Here is a 17,167-nt window from a genome sequence, read left to right as displayed (position 1 = left end):
CGGATCATGGAAAGGGAGGTCAGGTGTCGCGCCGCCGCATCGTCGCGAACGCGCCCGCCAGCAGGACCGCCACCACCAGCGCGATGACCACACCGGCCTGCGGCCAGCTGCCCAGCTGCGTGGTGGCGGCCGGGACGCAGCCCTTGTCGTCGCAGTACGCCGGGTTGCTCTCGAACGCGTACGACTTGTTCATCCACGCCGAAACCCAGCTGGACAGCCGGTACCTCGCCGAGTAGTCGGTGCCGCCGATCAGCTGGAAGAGGATGATGCCGCCCAGCTCGTAGATGAGCAGGTAGGCGATCCCGACCCCGAGCGCGGTCGACGTGTGCCGGCCCATCGAGGCGATCGCGAAGCCCAGGGCGGTGCCGGCCATCGCCAGCAGGGCCACGCGGACCGCGGTGATCACCAGCGAGGCCCAGTCCCCGAACGTCATGACGCTGACCGAGTCACCGAGGGCGTCGACGGCCACGAACGCGCCGGTCCAGGCGGCCAGGTACACCACCGACACCAGGGCGATCCCGGCGCAGACGGCGATCAGTTTGCCGGCCAGCACCGCCCAGCGGCGGGGCGCCCAGAGGAGCAGGTTGAGCATGCCGCCGGAGCTCCACTCCACGCCCACGAACGACGCGCCGAGCACGAAACCGGCGACCGTGAGCACGATCGCCGCGGTCGTGAACAGCTGCGGCCACTGGCGGGCGAACGAGAAGCCGAACTCGAGCAGCGAGTCGGCGGTGGGGCGGGCGCCGTAGTCGCAGCCGCGCGGGAAGTCCACGCCGGCCGGCGCGGACTGCGTGCCGCTCTGCACGGCCTCGCACAGCGCGACGTTACGGTCGTAGAGGATCGCGGCCGCCTCGGCGCGCTGGCCGGCGACGCGGACCTCCTCGGCCGTCGGGTCGCTGCGGGTCAGCGTGAAGCCGAACGTCAGGAACGCGAGCAGGGTCGCGATGAGCACGAGGGTCACCAGCGTGACCCGGCGGCTGAACAGGCGGGTCCACTCGGCCCGCAGCAGCGCGGTCATGCCTGCCGTCCGTTCTCGATGATCTGGCCGGTGATCTCGGTGGACCGCTGGGGCCCGTCATGAAAAGCAGGCGCGTCGTGCAAAGGCGGCGCGTCATGCGACGGATGCGGCCACTCCGAGTTGTCGACCGGCCGGAACTGCCCGCGCCGCGGGCCGCCGCCGGTCAGGGTGAGGAACGCGTCCTCCAGCTGCGCGACGGGTGCCAGTTCGCGCACCCACAGGTCGTGCAGGCCGAGGGCGCGGGAGATCCAGGCCGGATCGGCGAGGTCGTGCACGACGATCTGGTCGCCGGAGACCGTGATCTGCGCGCCGGCGTCGGCGAGGATCTGCGCGGCCCGCCGCAGGTCGTCGACGCGGACCCGGTAGGTGCCTCGGTCGTTGGCGGCGAGCACCTCCGACACCGGCCCGGCGGCGACCCGGCGGCCCCGGGAGATGATCGTGACCGAGTCGCAGATCTGCTGGATCTCGGCGAGGATGTGGCTGGAGATGACCACGGTCGCGCCGCGGTCGGCCTGCTCGCGGAGCAGGTCGCGCATCTCGCGGATGCCGGCCGGGTCGAGGCCGTTGCTCGGCTCGTCGAGGATCAGCAGCTCGGGGTCCTTCAGCAGGGCCGAGGCCACCGCGAGGCGCTGCTTCATACCGAGGGAGTAGGTCTTGACCAGGTCCTCGGCGCGGTTGGCGAGGCCGACCTGGTCCAGCACCACGTCGACGCGCTGCTTCGGCACGCCGCCCGCCCTGGCGAGCAGCAGGAGCGTCTTGTGGCCGGTGAAGTTGCCGAAGAACGCCGGCGCCTCGACGATCGCGCCGACCCGCGACACGACCTGCGGCAGCGCCCTCGGGACCGGCTGGCCGAGGATGCGCATGTGCCCCGAGTCGGCGCGCAACAGGCCGAGCAGGGTCTTGAGCGTCGTGCTCTTGCCGGATCCGTTGGGCCCGAGGAACCCGTGGATCTGCCCCTGGTGGACCTCCATGTCGAGGTGGTCCAGTGCGACGCGCGGCTTGCCGAACAGCGTCTGGTAGGTCTTCACCAGACCGGCGATTTCCAGTACGGCACTCATCCCCGCGCACGATACGGCTTTTGTCCATGGAATGGGGGGCCGGGCCCGTGCCAGCGCAGGGACGTGGTTGGATTGGGCCGTGTCTGATGACCTTGTCATCGCGGTCGACAAAGCGACGGTGACCCGCAACCGGTCCGACCTCATCCGATCGGTGAGCTGGCAGGTCGAGCTCGACGAGCGCTGGGTGGTGCTCGGCCCCAACGGCGCCGGCAAGACCACGCTGCTCAACCTCGCCGGGGCCAGGCTGTATCCGACCCGCGGCACGGTGACCGTGCTGGGGGAGCGGCTCGGCCGTACCAACATCAACGAGCTCAAGACCCGGCTCGGCTTCTCGTCCGCTGGCCTGCAGCTGCCGGCCGACGAGACGGTCCGTGACGTCGTCGTCACCGCCTCGTGGGCGGTCGTGGGGCGCTTCACCGAGCGCTACGACCGGATGGACGAGTCCCGGGCGCAGGCGCTGCTGGAGCAGTTCGGCGTCGGCGCGCTCGCCGACCGGCTCTACGGCACCCTGTCCGAGGGGGAGCGCAAGCGGGTCCAGATCGCCCGGTCCCTGATGGTCGACCCGGAGCTGCTGCTGCTCGACGAGCCGACCGCGGGGCTGGACCTCGGCGCCCGCGAGGACCTGGTCCGCCGGCTGTCGGAGCTGGCCGCCGACCCCGACTCGCCGGCGATCGTGCTCGTCACGCACCACGTCGAGGAGATCCCGCCGGAGTTCACCCACGCGCTGCTGATGCGCGACGGGGGCATCGTGGCGCAGGGCCTGCTCAGGGACACCGTGACGGCGGAGAACCTGTCCAAGGCGTTCGGACTGCCGCTACGGCTGTCGATCGTGGACGGTCGCTACCACGCGCAGGCGCGATAGCGACCCTCCAAAGCGTCAACTGAAGTTCGGCTTGCGCTTCTCCACGAACGCGGCCATGCCCTCGGTCTTGTCCTCCGTGGCGAACAGTGCCGCGAACAGCTGGCTCTCCCACGCCAGGCCGGAGGCGAGGTCCATGTCGAGGCCGCCGTCGACGGCGAGCTTCGCGGCGCGCAGCGCGTGTGCCGGGCCATGCACGTACGGCTCGACGAGAGCCTTCGCGGCCGCGTACACCTCCGACGGCGGGACAACCTTGTCGACCAGGCCGATCGACAGCGCCTCGGGGGCCTTGACGAACCGTCCGGACATGATCAGATCCTTGGCCCGGGCCGGCCCGACGAGCCGCGCCAGCCGCTGCGTGCCGCCCGCGCCGGGGATGATGCCGAGAGTGATCTCCGGCTGGCCCAGGGTCGCGTCCTCGGCCGCGACGCGCCAGTCGGCGGTCAGTGCGAGCTCGCAGCCGCCGCCGAGCGCGTACCCGTTGATCGCCGCGACGACCGGCTTCGGGATGCGGGCCACGGCGTCGAACGCGCCGGTGAGCGCGGTGGCCCTGGCGGCCATCTGGGAGTAGCCCATGCCGGCCATCTCCTTGATGTCGGCGCCGGCCGCGAAGACCTTGTCTCCCCCGTACAGGATGACGACCCGCACATCAGGGTCCGCCGTCGCGGCGGCGGCCGCCTCGCGCAGCTCCTCCTGGATCTGGATGTTCAGCGCGTTGACCGGCGGACGGTCCAGCCGGATCGTGCCGATACCGTCTTCGATCTCCAGCCGGACCAGCCTGCTGTCGCCCACAGTGTCTCCTCAACGTCGTTGTCGTTGCCCGCAGCGTATTCCGGCGTACCGTCTGAGATGCCATGGCAACCACGTACTACCGCGACCACGTGGTGCACATCAGCTCCGACGGTGTGCGCGTCGATGACACGTGGTATCCGCTGGAGACCCTCAGCTACATCTGGCACAGTCGATCCGGCCGGCTGGTGCGCGGCGTCTACATGCTCGCCACCCGCGGCGGCGCGATCCTGCTGATCATCGGGTTGCTCATCGCGGCGGGCATGGCCGCGCGGCGGATCGACTTCGACGGGCCGGACTCCACGATGTACGTCGCCGGCGGGATCCTCGGCATCATCGTGATCGGCGGGATCGTCGCGTTCAGCGTCGAAGGCCTGCTCGACCTGCTCGACCGGGCGCACGACCACGGCAAGGGCGTGCACGAGATCTGGGTCCGGACCCGTTCCGGCGACTCGATGATCTACTCGACCACCGACTCGCCGAAGTTCGGGCAGATCTACCGAGCCTTACAGCGGGCGGTCGAGCAGTCCGCCTAACCCTTAGGATTCCGGGCATGGTGGCCCTGGGCGTGGACTTCGGCACGTCGCACACCGTCGCCGTGGCGCGGTGGCCCGACGGCCGGGCCCGCCCCCTGCTCTTCGACGGCACGCCGCTGCTGCCGTCCGCGACGTTCTTCGAGGGCGGCGAGGTCGTCGTCGGCCGCGACGCCGTGCACAGCGCCCGCCGCGCGCCGGCCAGCTTCGAGCCCAACCCGAAGCGCCGCATCGACGACGGGCAGGTGTTCCTCGGCGATCAGGAGGTGCCGGTCCACGACCTGCTCGTCGCCGTCTTCCAGCGGGTGCGCGCCGAGTTCGTCCGGACCGCCGGCGGACCACCCGCCACGATCACCGTCACCCACCCGGCCAACTGGGCCTCGACCCGGCGCAAGGCCCTCGCGGCGGCGGTGCGGGCGGCCGAGCTCCCCGACGCGACCCTGGTGCCGGAGCCGGTGGCGGCCGCGACCTACTTCGTGCGGGTGCTGCGCCACCTGGTGCCGGTCGGCTCCGCCGTGGTGGTGTACGACCTGGGCGCCGGCACGTTCGACGGCAGCGTCGTGGCCCGCACCAGGGAGGGTTTCGAGGTCCTCGCCGTCGACGGCCGGGACGATCTCGGCGGCCTCGACTTCGACGAGGTCGTCCTGGCGATGATCGGCCGGACCCTGCCGCCGGAGCGCTGGCAGCGGCTGATCGCCCCCTCGACGGTCGAGGAGGCGCGCGCCGCCCGGGCGCTGCGGGACGAGGTCCGCGAGGCCAAGGAGCGGCTCTCCCGCACCTCCGCCGTCACCGTCCTGGTCCCGCTGCTGGACGTCGACGTGCAGCTCACCCGGGAGGAGTTCGACGCGGCGGCCCGCCCGCTGGTGGAGCGCTCCGTGCGGGTGCTGACCGAGACGGTCCGGTTGTCGCGGGTCACGGCCGAGCAGGTCGCCGGGATCTTCCTGGTCGGCGGGGCGAGCCAGATCCCGCTCGTCGCGACCGAGTTGCACCGCGCGTTCGGCAAGGCGCCGGTGACGATCGAGCAGCCGGAGATGGTGGTCGCCGAGGGCAGCGTGCTCGTCGGCGCACGGGTCGACAAACCGTCGGGCGCGGTCGTGCCCGCGTCCCGTCAGCCTCCGGGTGGTGTACGGGGCAGCGCACGGCCCGGCGTCCCACCCGCTGGTGTGGCGGTGAGTGGTGGCTGGCCGGTCACCGCCGGGAGCGCCGTGATTCCGGTGTCCGCGGAGCCGGGTTCGCCGGTTTCGCTCGCCGATGGGATCGCACCTGTTTCGGGCGGGGTCGCGCCTGTTTCCGGTGGAATTACACCTGTTTCCGGTGGGATCGCGCCGGTTTCCGGTGGGCAGGCGCCGGTGTCGCCGGGGGCGGTGCCGGTCAGCCCGGTGCCGTTCAGCCCCGCGCCGCCGGTTCGCCGGATGCCGCCACCGATGCAGCCACCGCCGAGGGCGTATCCGCCACCACGGCCGGTCTTCTACCAGCCGCCTCCCCCGGCGGTCGTCTACGTGCCGCAATACGTCATGCCACCCGTGCCGCCGCCGATGCGCCGGTTCGCGCCCGGTGCGATCCGCTGGCCGGCGGGCTTCCTGAAACTGTTCGGCGTGCTCTCCGCCATCTACGCCGCCATCGCCGCGGTGGTGCTCGTGGTCTCCAAGCTGCCGCAGTCCGAACTGCGGATGTCGGACGCGAACTGGAATATCGGGCTCTACGTCACGATCGCCGCCATCGCGCTCACGGTGCTGTTCACGCACGGCGCCCGGCGGCTGCGGCGGGGCAGCAACGGCCACCTGTGGTATCCGATGGCGCTGTGCGGACTCCTCGCCGCCGGTGGGGTGTTCGCCGTCTCGGACTCGGGGCAGCCGGCCTGGTTCGCGGTCACGGTGGTCTACCTCGGGGCCGCGCTGCTGCTCCTGCTGCCCAGCGCGCGGGCCTGGGTCCGGCCGCTGGGCCGGCCGCCGGCGTCCCCGTCAGTCGGCAACGCGACCGGAGGCGTCGAGGCGTGAGAATGGTCGTACCCGGCGCCTAGACTTCGGGGCATGCCAACGCCAGGGATTCGGCTCGGTGTCGACTTCGGCACCTCCAACACCGTCGCCGTGGTGCGGTGGCCGGACGGACGGTCCCGCGCGCTGCTGTTCGACGGCTCTCCGCTGCTGCCATCCGCCGTCTATGCCGAGCCCGGCGGCACCGTCATCGTCGGCCGGGACGCCGTGCACAGCGCCCGGCTGGAGCCGGCCCGCTTCGAGCCCAACCCGAAGCGCCGCATCGACGACGGCACGGTCCTGCTCGGCGACCGGGAGATCCCGGTCAACGACCTGGTCGCCACCGTCCTGCGGCGGGTCCGCGACGAGTGGACCCGCACCGTCGGCGACGTGGCGTCCGAGGTGACCGTGACGTTCCCGGCGTCGTGGGGCGCGACCCGGCGGCTCTCCGTCGCCGACGCCGCGGCCGCCGCCGGCCTGGGCCGGGTCCGGCTGGTGCCGGAGCCCGTCGCGGCCGCCGCCTACTTCACCCAGGTGCTGGGCAAGGACGTGCCGGTCGGCTCCGTCGTGGTGGTCCACGACTTCGGTGCCGGCACCTTCGACGCCAGCGTGGTCGCCCGCACCAGGGACGGTTTCGAGGTCCTGGCCGTCGACGGCCGCGACGACATCGGCGGCGTCGACCTCGACAACGCGATCGTGGCGCACATCGGCGCGATCTGCGAGCCGCAGGCACCGCAGGAGTGGCAGCGGCTGATGAGCCCGCAGACGATCGAGGACCGGCGGGCCCGGCGGCTGCTGTTCGACGACGCCCGGGTGGCCAAGGAGCGCCTGTCCCGCCAGCCGGCGTCGGACCTGACGGTGCCGCTGCTCAACATCGACGTGCACCTCACCCGCGACGAGCTGGAGCGGCTCGCGCGGCCGCTGCTGGAGCAGACGGTCCGCGTCACGCAGGGCGTCATGCGGTGGGCGCAGCTGAGCGAGGGCAGCATCGCCGGCGTGTTCCTGGTCGGCGGGTCCAGCCGGATGCCGCTGGTCGGCACGCTGCTGCACCGTGCGCTGGGCACCGCCCCGGTGGTGATCGAGCAGCCCGAGCTGGTGGTCGCCGAGGGCAGCATGCTGACCGGGTCGACGGAGATCCCGGCGACGGCGGCTCCTGCTCCCGGGCCGGCGACGGGGGTGATCCCGCGGGTGCCGGGCTTCGACTGGCAGCCACCGGCGCCGACGTCGGGCGGCCCGCAGCCCGGTGCCGGGCAGTTCGGCGCGGCGCAGCAGCCCGCCGCGGCGCAGCAGGGCGGAATGGCGCAGCAGCCTGTCGTGGGACAGCAGGGCGGAGTGGCGCAGCAGCCTGTCGTGGGGCAACAGGGCGGAGTGGGGCAGCAGGGCGGAGCGGCGCAGCCTGTCGTGGGGCAACAGCCTGGGGTCGGGCGGCCTGGGGTGGGGCAGCAGCCCGGGGCGGGGCAGGGCGGGGCGGACGCGCCGTTGTGGCCGGAGGCGGGGACGTTCGCCACGGAGTCGGCCGCGAGTGCCGCGCCGATGTCGGGGGTGCCGATGTCGGCGCCGCCGGTCTCGTCGCCTCCTGTCGGCGGTGGATATCCGGCCTATCCGGCGTCGGCGCCGCCGGGGAACTACGCCGGGAGCCAGGCGACGAGCCAGCAGGGTGGCTATGGCGTGCCGGCCACCGGTCAGCCGGTGAACTACGGCCCGCCGGTGTCGGTGCCGCCGGCGAACTTCAACCAGCCGTCGTCGGCGCCGCCGAACTACAACCAGCCTTCGTCGGCCCCGCCGGCGAACTACAGCCAGCCGTCGTCGGCGCCGCCGAACTACAACCAGCCGATGTCCGGGCCGCCGGCCAACTACAACCAGCCGATGTCGGGTCCGCCGGCGAACTACGGGGGGCCGCCGGTCTCCGCGCCGCCGAACCGGGCGGCCGGGCAGATCTTCAGGTCGAGCGGTGGGGTGCCGGTCAGCCCGGCGCCGCCCGTGGAGCCGGCGACCCGCTATGACGAGTTCGGCAGCCCGGTCCGCCAGGGCGGCGCCCAGCAGCGCCCCACGTATCAGCAGCCCGCGCAGGGTGGTCCCGGGCAGGGCCGTCCCACGCAGCGGGGCGACGAGCGGCGGCCGGGTGGCGGGACCAGGCGGCGGGGGCCGTTCGCCCGCGTGATGCTCACCCTGCTGGTGCTCGTGCTGCTGATCGCGACCCCGGTCGCCGCCGGATATGTCTCCTTCTATCTCACCGCCGATCATTGGCCTCCGGCGCCCAGCACGTGGTTCGACTCGAAACCGCGGTGAAAGGCGCCGCGAGTGGGTGAAAGTGAGTAACATTCGCGTCGGTCGGAGCTGATCGAGGAGGGTGCATGACGCAGATCGACGGGCACGGCGGGGACCTGGCGCTCGCGGCGCTGCGGGGGTTCGGGGTCGAGGAGCTGTTCACGCTCTCCGGGGCCCATGTCTTCCCGCTGTATGACGCCGCCCACAAGAACGGCGTGCGGATCGTCGACGTGCGGCACGAGCAGTCCGCGGTCTTCGCCGCGGAGGCCGTCGCCAAGCTGCAGCGCCGTCCCGGACTGGCTGTCCTGACCGCCGGCCCCGGCGTCACCAACGGCGTGTCCGGCCTGACCAGCGCCTCGTTCAACGGCGCTCCGGTGGTCGTGATCGGCGGGCGGGCGCCGCAGTTCCGCTGGGGCTCGGGCAGCCTGCAGGAGATGGACCACCTGCCGATCGTCCGCGCGGTCACCAAGCACGCGGAGACCATCTTCGCCACCGACGAGGTGTATTCCAGGATGCAGGCGGCGGCCCTCGCCGCGCTCACCCCGCACCGCGGCCCGGTCTTCGTCGACCTGCCGCTGGAAGTGGTGTTCTCGCAGGCCGACGGCGTCGACGCGGCACCGGCGCCGGCAGTGCCGCACGAGGAGGCGGACCCGGACGAGGTCGCGCGGGCGGTCCGGCTGCTCGCCGCCGCCCAGCGGCCCGTGATCGTCGCCGGCTCCGACGTGTGGGCCGGGCACGCCACCGCCGCGCTGCGGGAGGCGGCCGAGGCGCTGCGGGTGCCGGTGTTCGCCAACGGCATGGGCCGCGGCACGCTGCCGCCGTCGCACGCGCTCGCGTTCTCCCGGGCCCGCAAGGCGGCGTTCGGCGGCGCGGACGTGATCGCCGTCGTCGGCACCCCGCTGGACTTCCGGCTCGGCTTCGGCGACTTCGGCGGCGCCCAGGTCGTGCACGTCACCGACGCCCCGTCGCAGCGGGCCGGGCACGTCACACCGGCCGCCGCGCCGTCGGGTGACCTGCGGGCGATCCTGGCGGCGTTCGCGTCGTACACCGGCCTCGTCGCCGACCACGAGGAGTGGATCGAGGCGCTGCGGGCCGCGGAGGACGCCGGCCGGGCCCGGGAGCAGCAGGCCCTGGAGGCCGACACCGACCCGATCAAGCCGAGCCGTGTCTATGGCGAGCTGCGCAAGGTCCTCGCCGAGGACGCCGTCACCATCGGCGACGGTGGCGACTTCGTCTCCTATGCCGGCAAGTACCTCGAGCCGTCGCAGCCCGGGACGTGGCTGGACCCGGGCCCGTATGGCTGCCTCGGCACCGGCATGGGCTATGCGATGGGCGCGCGGGTGACGTATCCGGACCGCCAGATCTGCGTCCTGATGGGCGACGGCGCCGCCGGCTTCTCGCTGATGGACGTCGAGTCGCTGGTCCGCCAGCAGCTGCCGGTCGTGATCGTGGTCGGCAACAACGGCATCTGGGGCCTGGAGAAGCACCCGATGCGCAACATCTACGGCTACGACGTCGCCGCCGACCTCCAGCCGGGCCTGCGCTACGACGACGTCGTCAAGGCACTCGGCGGCGCCGGCGAGACGGTCGAGAAGCCGGGCGACCTCGCGGGCGCGTTCGACCGGGCGTTCGCCTCGGGCGTGCCCTACCTGGTCAACGTGCTCACCGACCCCGAGGACGCCTACCCGCGCTCGTCGAACCTGGCGTAGCCGCACCCGCGTCGGCACCGCCAGCCGTCGATGGTGGTCAGCGGGTTGAGCAGGTCGTGCGCCACCACCCCGGCGACCATGCGCTCCTGACCCCGCGTGCCGCCGCTCCCCGACGCCACCGGACCGCACGCGCGTTGGTCAATGCCAGGTTGGTGCGCTTCGGGAAATGGACAGCGGGCGATCCACCCGCAGGACGATCGCACGCTGTCCATGCGTGGCTCGCTCCGTCCGATCCCGCACGGTCCCAGTGCCGTCGAGGGCGTGGTCCGGTGGCGTCACACCGTCGCCGGCGCCAAGCACGTCGAACACATCACCCGCATCAGGGCGCGGGCCGGGTTCGCACCCGGCCCTCACGATCTAGGCCGCTTGATCGAAGGCGCCGGCTGGATCGAAGGCGCCGGCTGGATCGAAGGCACCGGGCGGTCGCTTGGTCGTCGACGCGGCGGACGCAACGGCGGCAGGGGGTGGCTACTCCAGGCCCAGGAGGCGGGGGAGCGAGCCGATCGAGCCGATCACCTCGTGGGCGCCCGACGCCTGGAGGGCCTGGCGGTCGCCCGCGCCGGTGAGGACGCCGACGAGGAGGCCGGCCCCGGCGCGCTGGCCGGCGATCAGGTCCAGCGGCGTGTCACCGACGACGACCATGCGGCGCACGTCCTCGACGCCGAGTTTCAGCGCGGCGACCAGCATGAAGTCCGGGAAGGGGCGGCCACGGCCGGCGTCGGCGGGGGAGAGGACCAGGTCGACCTGGCCCCACCAGCCGAGGGCGTCCATGATCGCCTCCTGGGTGGCGCGGGCGAACCCGGTCGTCAGGGCCACCTTGATGCCGGCGGTCCGCAGCGTCTTGATCGCCTCCAGGGCGCCCGGGATGGGCAGCACCGCGCCCTCGTCGACGAGCAGGCCGTACGCCTCCTCGAAGGTGTCGTTGGCGGCCTGGGCGCGGCGCTCATCGCCGTCGAGCAGCAGCCGGAAGACCTCGATGCGGCTCTGTCCCATCGTCTTGCGCACGACGGCGAGCATCCGGTCGTGCTGCGGGGTGCCGGGCGCCACGCCCTCGCCCGCGAAGGCGACCGTGAAGGCCTGCTCGACCAGGCCGTCGTCCCGCACCGTCGTCCCCGCCATGTCGATGCAGGCGAGCTGCCACGCTGTCATCGCCCTATCCGACCACGCCGACAAGGCGGGTTGGTGAACGGCACAAAACACTCAGAAGGCACCCGCCCGGCGCAGCCGCCGTGGCCTGCCGTCGGGGTCGTGAATGGTGTTGTAGACCACACGGGCCCAGGTCGCGGTGCGGCGGGGTACCCGGGGCGGGCGGTAGGGCAGGAGCCGGCCGGGCGGGCGGGGGCCGATCCGGCCGCTGTCGTGCCAGGCCTGCAGCGCCTTGGCGGACGCGTCGAAGATCTCCTCGATCGGGCCCTCGGGCAGTTCGTCGAGCTCGAGGTGCTCCCGGCAGAGCCGTTCGCGCAGGGCGCGGGGGTAGGCGCCCGAGGGGTCGAGGATCGCGCAGGTGAGCTCCGAGTCGTGGGTCCACGAGCGCAGCGACACGTTGTCGGAGCCGGTCGTGGCCCAGGTGTCGTCGACGACGCAGACCTTGGCGTGCACGTAGATGGGAGTGCCAAGAGCGTTCTCCGGGCTGAAGACGTGCAGCCGGTCGCCGCCCGCCTCGCGGAGCATGGCGAGTGCGCGGGACCGGCCGTACAGCTGCGGCATGCTGCCGAACGTGCCGGGCCGGTCGGGATGGCGTGGCACGACGGCGACCAGGTGCACGTCGGGGTGCTCCCGCAGCGCGTCGGCGAAGCAGCTGGCGACCTTCGGCGACCAGAGGTACTGGTCCTCCAGGTAGATCAGCCGCCGGGCCCGGCGGACCGCCTTGCCGTAGCCGCGCGCGACGCTGAACTCGCCGTCCGGGGCGAACGGGTAGCCGCCACGGCGGTAGGGGTACGTCCGCAGCAGCTGCACGCTCAGCTCGCCGGCCGGAGCGGGGTCGGGCTGCTGCGGCGGGAGCCGGTCGGGGTCCAGGTTCTCGTCCTCGACCTTGCCCTGAAACCAGTGCAGCGGGTTTCGGGACAGCACCGACGGGTCCTCCCAGCGCTCCCGGAACGTGGCCTCGACCTGGCCGACCACCGGCCCGCGCAGCTCCAGCTGCACGTCGTGCCAGGGTGGCCGCTTGCCGTACTTCGGCGTGATCTCCACCGCCTGCGGGTCGCCCTCGTGTGCGGTGGTGTCGCGGCGGCCGTGGCAGAGGTCGATGCCGCCGACATACGCCCGGTCCAGCGTTGGGCGGCCGGGGTGGCGCAGCACGACCAGCTTCTGGTGGTGCGACCCGCCGACGCGGACCCGCATGTCGCGCAGGCACTCGCCGCCGGCGGCCTCGATCTTCCTGGCGAAGCGCCGGTTCTCGGCCGCGCTGAACTGCAGCGCGTTCCAGTGCGAGCGCCAGATGAGGCCCTTGACGCGGACCCCGCGGCGAGCCGCGTCGCACAGCACGTCCCCGATCGACGGGCCGTTCTTGCTGACCCGCTGGCTCGCGTCGCCGCGCCAGTCGGTGAACAGCAGCAGGTCACCGCGTTCCATCCGCTCGATCGCGGTGTACAGCTCGGCGAAGTACTCCTTGCCGTCGACCAGCGGCCGCACGGCGTTGCCGTCGGTCCACGCCGTGATCCTGGTGTGCGGGTTGCCCCGCTCCTCCTCCGTGAGGAACCAGTCCTGTCTCATCGTGCGACACCCATGTCCTGAAGCTCACCGGCGGGCGGGGGAAGTTCCTCAAGAGATACGTCGGCGTTGGGTTTGACCAGCCAGTACACCGCGTACAGCCACAGGGCCGACAGCACCACGCTGCCGAGGATGTCGGTGGGATGGTGCATCCCGCGGTACATCCGCGACACCGCCACCCACAGCGGCATCGCGACCGCGAGGACCGGCAGCACCCACCGCCACCAGGCCCGGGTCCGCGGCCAGACCAGCACGGCGGCGGTCGCCCAGATGAGGATCGTGGCGGCGACGTGGCCGGAGGGGAAGCTCGACGTCGGCATCGGCCCGTCCATGTTCTCCACGTCGGGGCGGGCCCGGTCGACGATCGCGGCGCTGGCCAGAAACAGGGTCAGCTCGCCGAACATGACCACGAGCAGGAAGATCACCGGGCGCCAGCGGCGCACGGCGGCGAGGGAGACGGCGCCGATGACGAGGCCGATCGCGAGGATCGCGTGGGTGTTGCCGACCTCGCTGCCGACGATGCTCAGGTGGCCGAGCGCGTCGCTGCGGTGGGCGGCGAACCAGTGCGGGACCGTGGAGTCCCACAGGACGTTGCCGTTGCCGTCGTGGTACCGGGCGAGCGGCAACCCGATCACGACGAGCGCGCCGAACGTGAATACCCAGGCGATCACCCCGCCCGCCACCGCCCAGCCGACGCCGGTGCGGTGCTCGTGCGGCTCCGTGGGACGCAGGTCCTCGGCGGCCTCGGGCTCCAGGCCCTCCTCGAGGGGTTCGGTCACGCGCCGGCCCTCGTGATACCGCAGCAGCTCGAACGCGGTCGCGCACAGTCCGATCCAGGCGACGCCGAGCGACCAGCCGCCGATCACGTCGGACAGGAAGTGCACGCCCAGCGCCAGCCGGCTGAACCCGATCAGCGCGACCAGCGCGCCGACCACGATCACCGCCACCCTGCGCCAGCGGGGCCGCAGTGCCGGCAGGAACACCAGCAGCAGCGCGGTGTAGCAGATGAGCGAGTTGAGGGAGTGGCCGCTGGGGAAGCTGTTGCCGCCGCCCTGCGCGACGGGCTGGTCGACGACCGGGCGCAGCCGGCCGACGGCCAGCTTGAGGGTGGGGTCCAGGATGAGCCCGCCCACGGTGGTCGCGACCAGGAACCCGGCGAGCCGGTACTGCTTGCGGATCAGCACCAGCGTGGCGCCGATCACGACCAGCCAGGCCATGACGCCGAAGCTGCCGAGCCGGCTGATGCCACCCATCAGCGTCACCAGGAAGTCACTCGGCGCGACGGCCTGGTTGAGCCACTCGGCGATGCCGTGGTCCACGGATTCCATCGGCACCCAGCGCACCCGTACCGCAATGATCAAGAGGGTGAACAGCAGCGCGGTGCCGCCGAAGCCGGCCATGCGCCAAAGGGCGCTTCTGGAGGTCCTCACGTTTGCCAGCATGCCCAGTCGGGGGAAAACGAGAAACATGACCGCCGCCAATACCGCACGCCGTGCCACGCAGAGCGAGTTGTTCAAGAATCTCACCAAGGTCGGGTTCATCGGATACGGGCTGCTGCACCTCGCGCTCGCCTGGGTGGCGGCGCAGATCGCCTTCGGCGAGGGCGGCCAGGAGGGCGACCAGTCCGGTGCCTTCCAGAAGCTCGCGGAGCAGCCCTTCGGCAAGGTGCTGCTCTGGTTCGTGCTGATCTGCCTGGTCGCGCTCGCCGTGTGGCAGCTGGCGCTCGCGATCTGGGGGCACCGCGACGTGCGGGGCAAGGAGCGGATCTGGGAGCGGGTCGCCTCCGCCGCCCGCGTGGTGATCTACGCCGCGCTCGCCTGGACCGCCGGCAAGGTCGTCACCGGCGCGCCGTCCTCCAGCGCCGACCAGCAGCAGCAGTTCACCGCCGATCTCATGTCCAAGCCCGCCGGCGAGTGGCTCATCGGGCTGACCGGACTGGGTGTCATCGCGTTCGGCGTCGGGATGCTGTGGTACGGCTGGAAGCGCAAGTTCGAACGCAAGCTGAACTTCGGCACGGCAACGCCCAAGACCCGCAAGTCCGCGATCCGCGCCGGGCAGGTCGGCTACATCGCCAAGGGGGTCGCCTTCGGCATCGTCGGGATCCTGCTGCTGCAGGCGGCCGTCACCAACGACCCCGGCAAGTCCCGTGGCCTGGACGCGGCGCTGCACACGCTGGTCGCCCAGCCGTTCGGCAAGTTCCTGCTGCTCGCGGTGGCACTCGGGGTGGCCGCGTTCGGCGTCTACTGCTTCTTCCAGGCCAAGTACCGCAAGGTCGGCACATGACCACCAGTGCCGTCATCGTCAATCCGGCCAAGGTCGTCGACCTCGACGAGCGGCGCGAGGAGCTCTGCGGGCTGCTCGCCGAGGCCGGCTGGCCCGAGCCGCTCTGGTTGACGACCACCCCCGAGGATCCCGGCTGCGGCATGGCGGTCCAGGCGGTCGAGGCGGGGGTGGACGTGGTGTTCACCTGCGGCGGCGACGGCACGGTCATGGCCGTCGCTTCCGTGCTTGCCGGCACCGACGTCGCGCTCGCCCTGGTCCCGTCCGGCACCGGCAACCTCCTGGCGACCAACCTCGGGGTCACCCGCGACGTGCGGGCGGCCGTCGACGTGGCGGTCCGGGGCGACCGGCGCCGCATCGACGTCGGCATCGTCGACGGCGCCGACACCGCCACAGGGCATCCGGGCACGTTCACCGTCATGGCCGGGATGGGATTCGACGCGGAGATGCTCGACGCCACCCCGGACACCGCGAAGCGCCGGTTCGGCTGGCTGGCCTACGTCGCGGCGGGCGCCCGCCGGTTGCGCCGCAAGCGCGTCCCGATGCGGATCCGCCTGGACGGCGGCCGCTGGCTGCGCCGCCGCGCCCGCAGCGTGCTCGTCGCCAACGTGGGCCGCCTGCAGGGCGGGATCCCGCTGCTGCCGGGCGCCGAACCCGACGACGGCTGGCTGGACGTGGCGGTCCTGACGCCCCGCGACCTCACCGACTGGGTGCGGCTCGGCTGGGGCGTGATCATGCGCCGCGGCGGCAGCCGGCAGCTGGAGACCTTCCGGGCGAGGAGGGTCGAGGTGCACAGCGACCGCGAACAGGCCCGCGAGCTCGACGGCGACGTCGTCGCGCCGGCCCGGATGCTCGTGGCCCGGATCTCCCCCGGGGCCCTCCTGCTCTGCGTGCCGCGACCCTAGGGGCCCTCGTCCTCCCGCCGCTTGAGGTCCTCCTCCCAGCGGCGCAGCAGCTCGGCGTCGTCGCGGGAGCGGCTTGTGTCGATGCCACGCAGGAAGTCGGGGTCGTCGTCGGGGGCGACCGGCTTGGTCTGCCGGCGGCGCGTGCCGCCGGCCGAGGCGACCCCGGCGGGCTCCTCGGTCGCGAGCGGACGGCCCGCGAAGAACCAGGCGATGACGCCGACGACGGGCAGCAGCAGGATGACGAGACACCAGACGGCCTTCGGTAGCCCCCGGACGTCGTCGCGGTCCGTGGACAGGCAGTCGATCAACGCCACCAGCGTCGCGACCAGCACGATGAGAAAGGGCAGTGCACGTCCCATGGCGCCATCATGACGCAGCGAAGCGCCCTATGACACCAGCAACAGGGTGCCCGTCGCGCAGTACAGCAGGGTGAGAGTGACGACGAGCGGCAGCGTGCGGCCCACCGGCAGGGTGAGGCCGCGGATTCTCATCCTGATCAGGTGAATTGCTCCGGCCCAGGTGAGACCGACGGCCGCGACGGCGACAAGGGCGAGCGGCCGGGGCGCCTCGATCACGGCGAGCCTCGCCAGCAGCAGCGCCACCGCGGTGAACGACACGGTCGTGCGCCGCCACGACAGCATGGTGCGCTCCAGCTGCGCGCCCGGTGGACCGTCATCGGTAGCCGGTGGGCTCACAGGAACGTCGCCACCAGCAGGGCCACCGCGCCGGCCGCGACGATCAGGGCCAGGATGCCGGGGAAGCGCGACGGCGGCAGCGCCTCACCCAGCCGCATCGCCCGTTCGCTGCGGGCCCAGTGGTCGATCGCGCGGATCGCGACCAGGCCGCCGAGGGCGAACAACGACACCGCGATCACGACCCGCAGCCGGTGCCCGGGCAGGAACTGCGCGATCGCGAGCCCGCCGCCGACCAGCGCCAGGGCGGTGCGCAGCCAGGCCAGGAACGTGCGTTCGTTGGCCAGGGAGAAGCGGTAGTCGGGGGTCGTCCCGACGGACCGCACCTCCCGCGGGTCGAACCAGCGTCGGATGATTGCCCACATCGACACCAT

17 protein-coding genes are annotated in these 17,167 nt (G+C 72.5%); 7 read left to right on the top strand and 10 right to left on the bottom strand.

The annotated features are described in order from the left end of the window. Nucleotides 1-19: 19 nt before the first annotated feature. Together Dsi01nite_RS13005 and Dsi01nite_RS13000 are read right to left on the bottom strand one after the other, a co-directional pair. Complete coding sequence (locus Dsi01nite_RS13005) at nt 20-1,018, bottom strand: ABC transporter permease subunit (protein WP_203846371.1); 999 nt, start codon at nt 1,016-1,018, stop codon at nt 20-22. Further along, the gene (locus tag Dsi01nite_RS13000; RefSeq protein ID WP_203846370.1) at nt 1,015-2,076 is read right to left on the bottom strand and encodes an ATP-binding cassette domain-containing protein; all 1,062 of its coding nucleotides are present in this window, start codon (nt 2,074-2,076) and stop codon (nt 1,015-1,017) included. Before Dsi01nite_RS13000 ends, Dsi01nite_RS13005 begins: the two co-directional genes overlap by 4 nt. 31 nt (nt 2,077-2,107) lie before the next feature. On the opposite strand from Dsi01nite_RS13000, the gene Dsi01nite_RS12995 reads away from it, so the two are divergent. Continuing rightward, a complete protein-coding gene (locus Dsi01nite_RS12995) occupies nt 2,108-2,938 on the top strand; it encodes an ABC transporter ATP-binding protein (RefSeq protein WP_203846369.1) in 831 nt (276 codons plus the stop codon). 15 nt (nt 2,939-2,953) lie between these two features. On the opposite strand, the gene Dsi01nite_RS12990 is transcribed toward Dsi01nite_RS12995, so the two are convergent. Then, the gene (locus tag Dsi01nite_RS12990; RefSeq protein WP_239135863.1) at nt 2,954-3,727 is read right to left on the bottom strand and encodes an enoyl-CoA hydratase/isomerase family protein; all 774 of its coding nucleotides are present in this window, start codon (nt 3,725-3,727) and stop codon (nt 2,954-2,956) included. Between the two features lie 62 nt (nt 3,728-3,789). Between Dsi01nite_RS12990 and Dsi01nite_RS12985 the strand changes: the two genes are divergently transcribed. The 4 genes from Dsi01nite_RS12985 (at nt 3,790) to Dsi01nite_RS12970 (ending at nt 10,207) form a co-directional block, all read left to right on the top strand. Continuing rightward, nucleotides 3,790-4,260, top strand: coding sequence for a DUF6232 family protein (locus Dsi01nite_RS12985; protein ID WP_203846368.1), 471 nt, complete (start codon nt 3,790-3,792; stop codon nt 4,258-4,260). A gap of 17 nt (nt 4,261-4,277) precedes the next feature. Continuing rightward, entirely contained in the window at nt 4,278-6,254 is a 1,977-nt protein-coding gene (locus Dsi01nite_RS12980; RefSeq protein ID WP_203846367.1) for an Hsp70 family protein, read from the top strand. Between the two features lie 33 nt (nt 6,255-6,287). Beyond that, nucleotides 6,288-8,519, top strand: coding sequence for an Hsp70 family protein (locus tag Dsi01nite_RS12975; protein WP_203846366.1), 2,232 nt, complete (start codon nt 6,288-6,290; stop codon nt 8,517-8,519). A 65-nt stretch (nt 8,520-8,584) separates the two neighbouring features. Further along, complete coding sequence (locus tag Dsi01nite_RS12970) at nt 8,585-10,207, top strand: acetolactate synthase (RefSeq protein WP_203846365.1); 1,623 nt, start codon at nt 8,585-8,587, stop codon at nt 10,205-10,207. Here Dsi01nite_RS12970 and Dsi01nite_RS12965 read toward each other — a convergent pair. The 4 genes from Dsi01nite_RS12965 to Dsi01nite_RS12950 all read right to left on the bottom strand — a co-directional run bounded on the left by Dsi01nite_RS12965 (nt 10,180) and on the right by Dsi01nite_RS12950 (nt 14,346). Beyond that, nucleotides 10,180-10,326, bottom strand: a complete 147-nt coding sequence (locus Dsi01nite_RS12965) for a hypothetical protein (RefSeq protein ID WP_203846364.1) — start codon at nt 10,324-10,326, stop codon at nt 10,180-10,182. The genes Dsi01nite_RS12970 and Dsi01nite_RS12965 overlap by 28 nt on opposite strands. 349 nt (nt 10,327-10,675) lie before the next feature. Next, nucleotides 10,676-11,356 carry a phosphonatase-like hydrolase gene (locus Dsi01nite_RS12960; RefSeq protein WP_203846363.1) on the bottom strand — a complete coding sequence of 227 codons (681 nt, stop codon included), beginning with the start codon at nt 11,354-11,356 and terminating at the stop codon, nt 10,676-10,678. Between the two features lie 51 nt (nt 11,357-11,407). Further along, nucleotides 11,408-12,919 (bottom strand): phospholipase D family protein, encoded by a 1,512-nt coding sequence (locus Dsi01nite_RS12955; RefSeq protein ID WP_203846362.1) that lies wholly within the window; start codon nt 12,917-12,919, stop codon nt 11,408-11,410. Then, nucleotides 12,916-14,346, bottom strand: a complete 1,431-nt coding sequence (locus Dsi01nite_RS12950; RefSeq protein WP_203846361.1) for a phosphatase PAP2 family protein — start codon at nt 14,344-14,346, stop codon at nt 12,916-12,918. Before Dsi01nite_RS12950 ends, Dsi01nite_RS12955 begins: the two co-directional genes overlap by 4 nt. Before the next feature lie 37 nt (nt 14,347-14,383). Here Dsi01nite_RS12950 and Dsi01nite_RS12945 point away from each other — a divergent pair, with 37 nt between their 5' ends. Both Dsi01nite_RS12945 and Dsi01nite_RS12940 read left to right on the top strand, forming a co-directional pair. Next, entirely contained in the window at nt 14,384-15,199 is an 816-nt protein-coding gene (locus Dsi01nite_RS12945) for a DUF1206 domain-containing protein (protein ID WP_203846360.1), read from the top strand. Continuing rightward, complete coding sequence (locus Dsi01nite_RS12940; RefSeq protein ID WP_203846359.1) at nt 15,196-16,101, top strand: diacylglycerol/lipid kinase family protein; 906 nt, start codon at nt 15,196-15,198, stop codon at nt 16,099-16,101. The genes Dsi01nite_RS12945 and Dsi01nite_RS12940 overlap by 4 nt, the downstream gene beginning before the upstream one ends. On the opposite strand, the gene Dsi01nite_RS12935 is transcribed toward Dsi01nite_RS12940, so the two are convergent. The 3 genes from Dsi01nite_RS12935 to Dsi01nite_RS12925 are packed head-to-tail and all read right to left on the bottom strand — an operon-like array spanning nt 16,098 to nt 17,158. Continuing rightward, entirely contained in the window at nt 16,098-16,460 is a 363-nt protein-coding gene (locus tag Dsi01nite_RS12935) for a PLD nuclease N-terminal domain-containing protein (RefSeq protein WP_203846358.1), read from the bottom strand. The two genes, Dsi01nite_RS12940 and Dsi01nite_RS12935, sit on opposite strands and share 4 nt — an antisense overlap. 27 nt (nt 16,461-16,487) lie before the next feature. Beyond that, a complete protein-coding gene (locus Dsi01nite_RS12930; RefSeq protein ID WP_203846357.1) occupies nt 16,488-16,796 on the bottom strand; it encodes a DUF202 domain-containing protein in 309 nt (102 codons plus the stop codon). Continuing rightward, a complete protein-coding gene (locus Dsi01nite_RS12925; protein ID WP_203846356.1) occupies nt 16,793-17,158 on the bottom strand; it encodes a YidH family protein in 366 nt (121 codons plus the stop codon). Before Dsi01nite_RS12925 ends, Dsi01nite_RS12930 begins: the two co-directional genes overlap by 4 nt. Nucleotides 17,159-17,167: the final 9 nt, after the last annotated feature.

The sequence above is a fragment of the Dactylosporangium siamense genome (assembly GCF_016862795.1).
Lineage (GTDB): Bacteria > Actinomycetota > Actinomycetes > Mycobacteriales > Micromonosporaceae > Dactylosporangium > Dactylosporangium siamense.
This window is presented reverse-complemented; position numbering and strand designations above follow the sequence as displayed.

Excerpts from the sequence above, each read along its gene's own strand:
- Dsi01nite_RS13005 (WP_203846371.1), bottom strand. The coding sequence starts at position 1,018 with ATGACCGCGCTGCTGCGGGCCGAGTGGACCCGCCTGTTCAGCCGCCGG.
- Dsi01nite_RS13000 (WP_203846370.1), bottom strand. The coding sequence starts at position 2,076 with ATGAGTGCCGTACTGGAAATCGCCGGTCTGGTGAAGACCTACCAGACG.
- Dsi01nite_RS12995 (WP_203846369.1), top strand. The coding sequence starts at position 2,108 with ATGGGGGGCCGGGCCCGTGCCAGCGCAGGGACGTGGTTGGATTGGGCC.
- Dsi01nite_RS12985 (WP_203846368.1), top strand. The coding sequence starts at position 3,790 with ATGGCAACCACGTACTACCGCGACCACGTGGTGCACATCAGCTCCGAC.
- Dsi01nite_RS12980 (WP_203846367.1), top strand. The coding sequence starts at position 4,278 with ATGGTGGCCCTGGGCGTGGACTTCGGCACGTCGCACACCGTCGCCGTG.
- Dsi01nite_RS12975 (WP_203846366.1), top strand. The coding sequence starts at position 6,288 with ATGCCAACGCCAGGGATTCGGCTCGGTGTCGACTTCGGCACCTCCAAC.
- Dsi01nite_RS12970 (WP_203846365.1), top strand. The coding sequence starts at position 8,585 with ATGACGCAGATCGACGGGCACGGCGGGGACCTGGCGCTCGCGGCGCTG.
- Dsi01nite_RS12960 (WP_203846363.1), bottom strand. The coding sequence starts at position 11,356 with ATGACAGCGTGGCAGCTCGCCTGCATCGACATGGCGGGGACGACGGTG.
- Dsi01nite_RS12955 (WP_203846362.1), bottom strand. The coding sequence starts at position 12,919 with ATGAGACAGGACTGGTTCCTCACGGAGGAGGAGCGGGGCAACCCGCAC.
- Dsi01nite_RS12945 (WP_203846360.1), top strand. The coding sequence starts at position 14,384 with ATGACCGCCGCCAATACCGCACGCCGTGCCACGCAGAGCGAGTTGTTC.
- Dsi01nite_RS12940 (WP_203846359.1), top strand. The coding sequence starts at position 15,196 with ATGACCACCAGTGCCGTCATCGTCAATCCGGCCAAGGTCGTCGACCTC.
- Dsi01nite_RS12935 (WP_203846358.1), bottom strand. The coding sequence starts at position 16,460 with ATGGGACGTGCACTGCCCTTTCTCATCGTGCTGGTCGCGACGCTGGTG.
- Dsi01nite_RS12925 (WP_203846356.1), bottom strand. The coding sequence starts at position 17,158 with ATGTGGGCAATCATCCGACGCTGGTTCGACCCGCGGGAGGTGCGGTCC.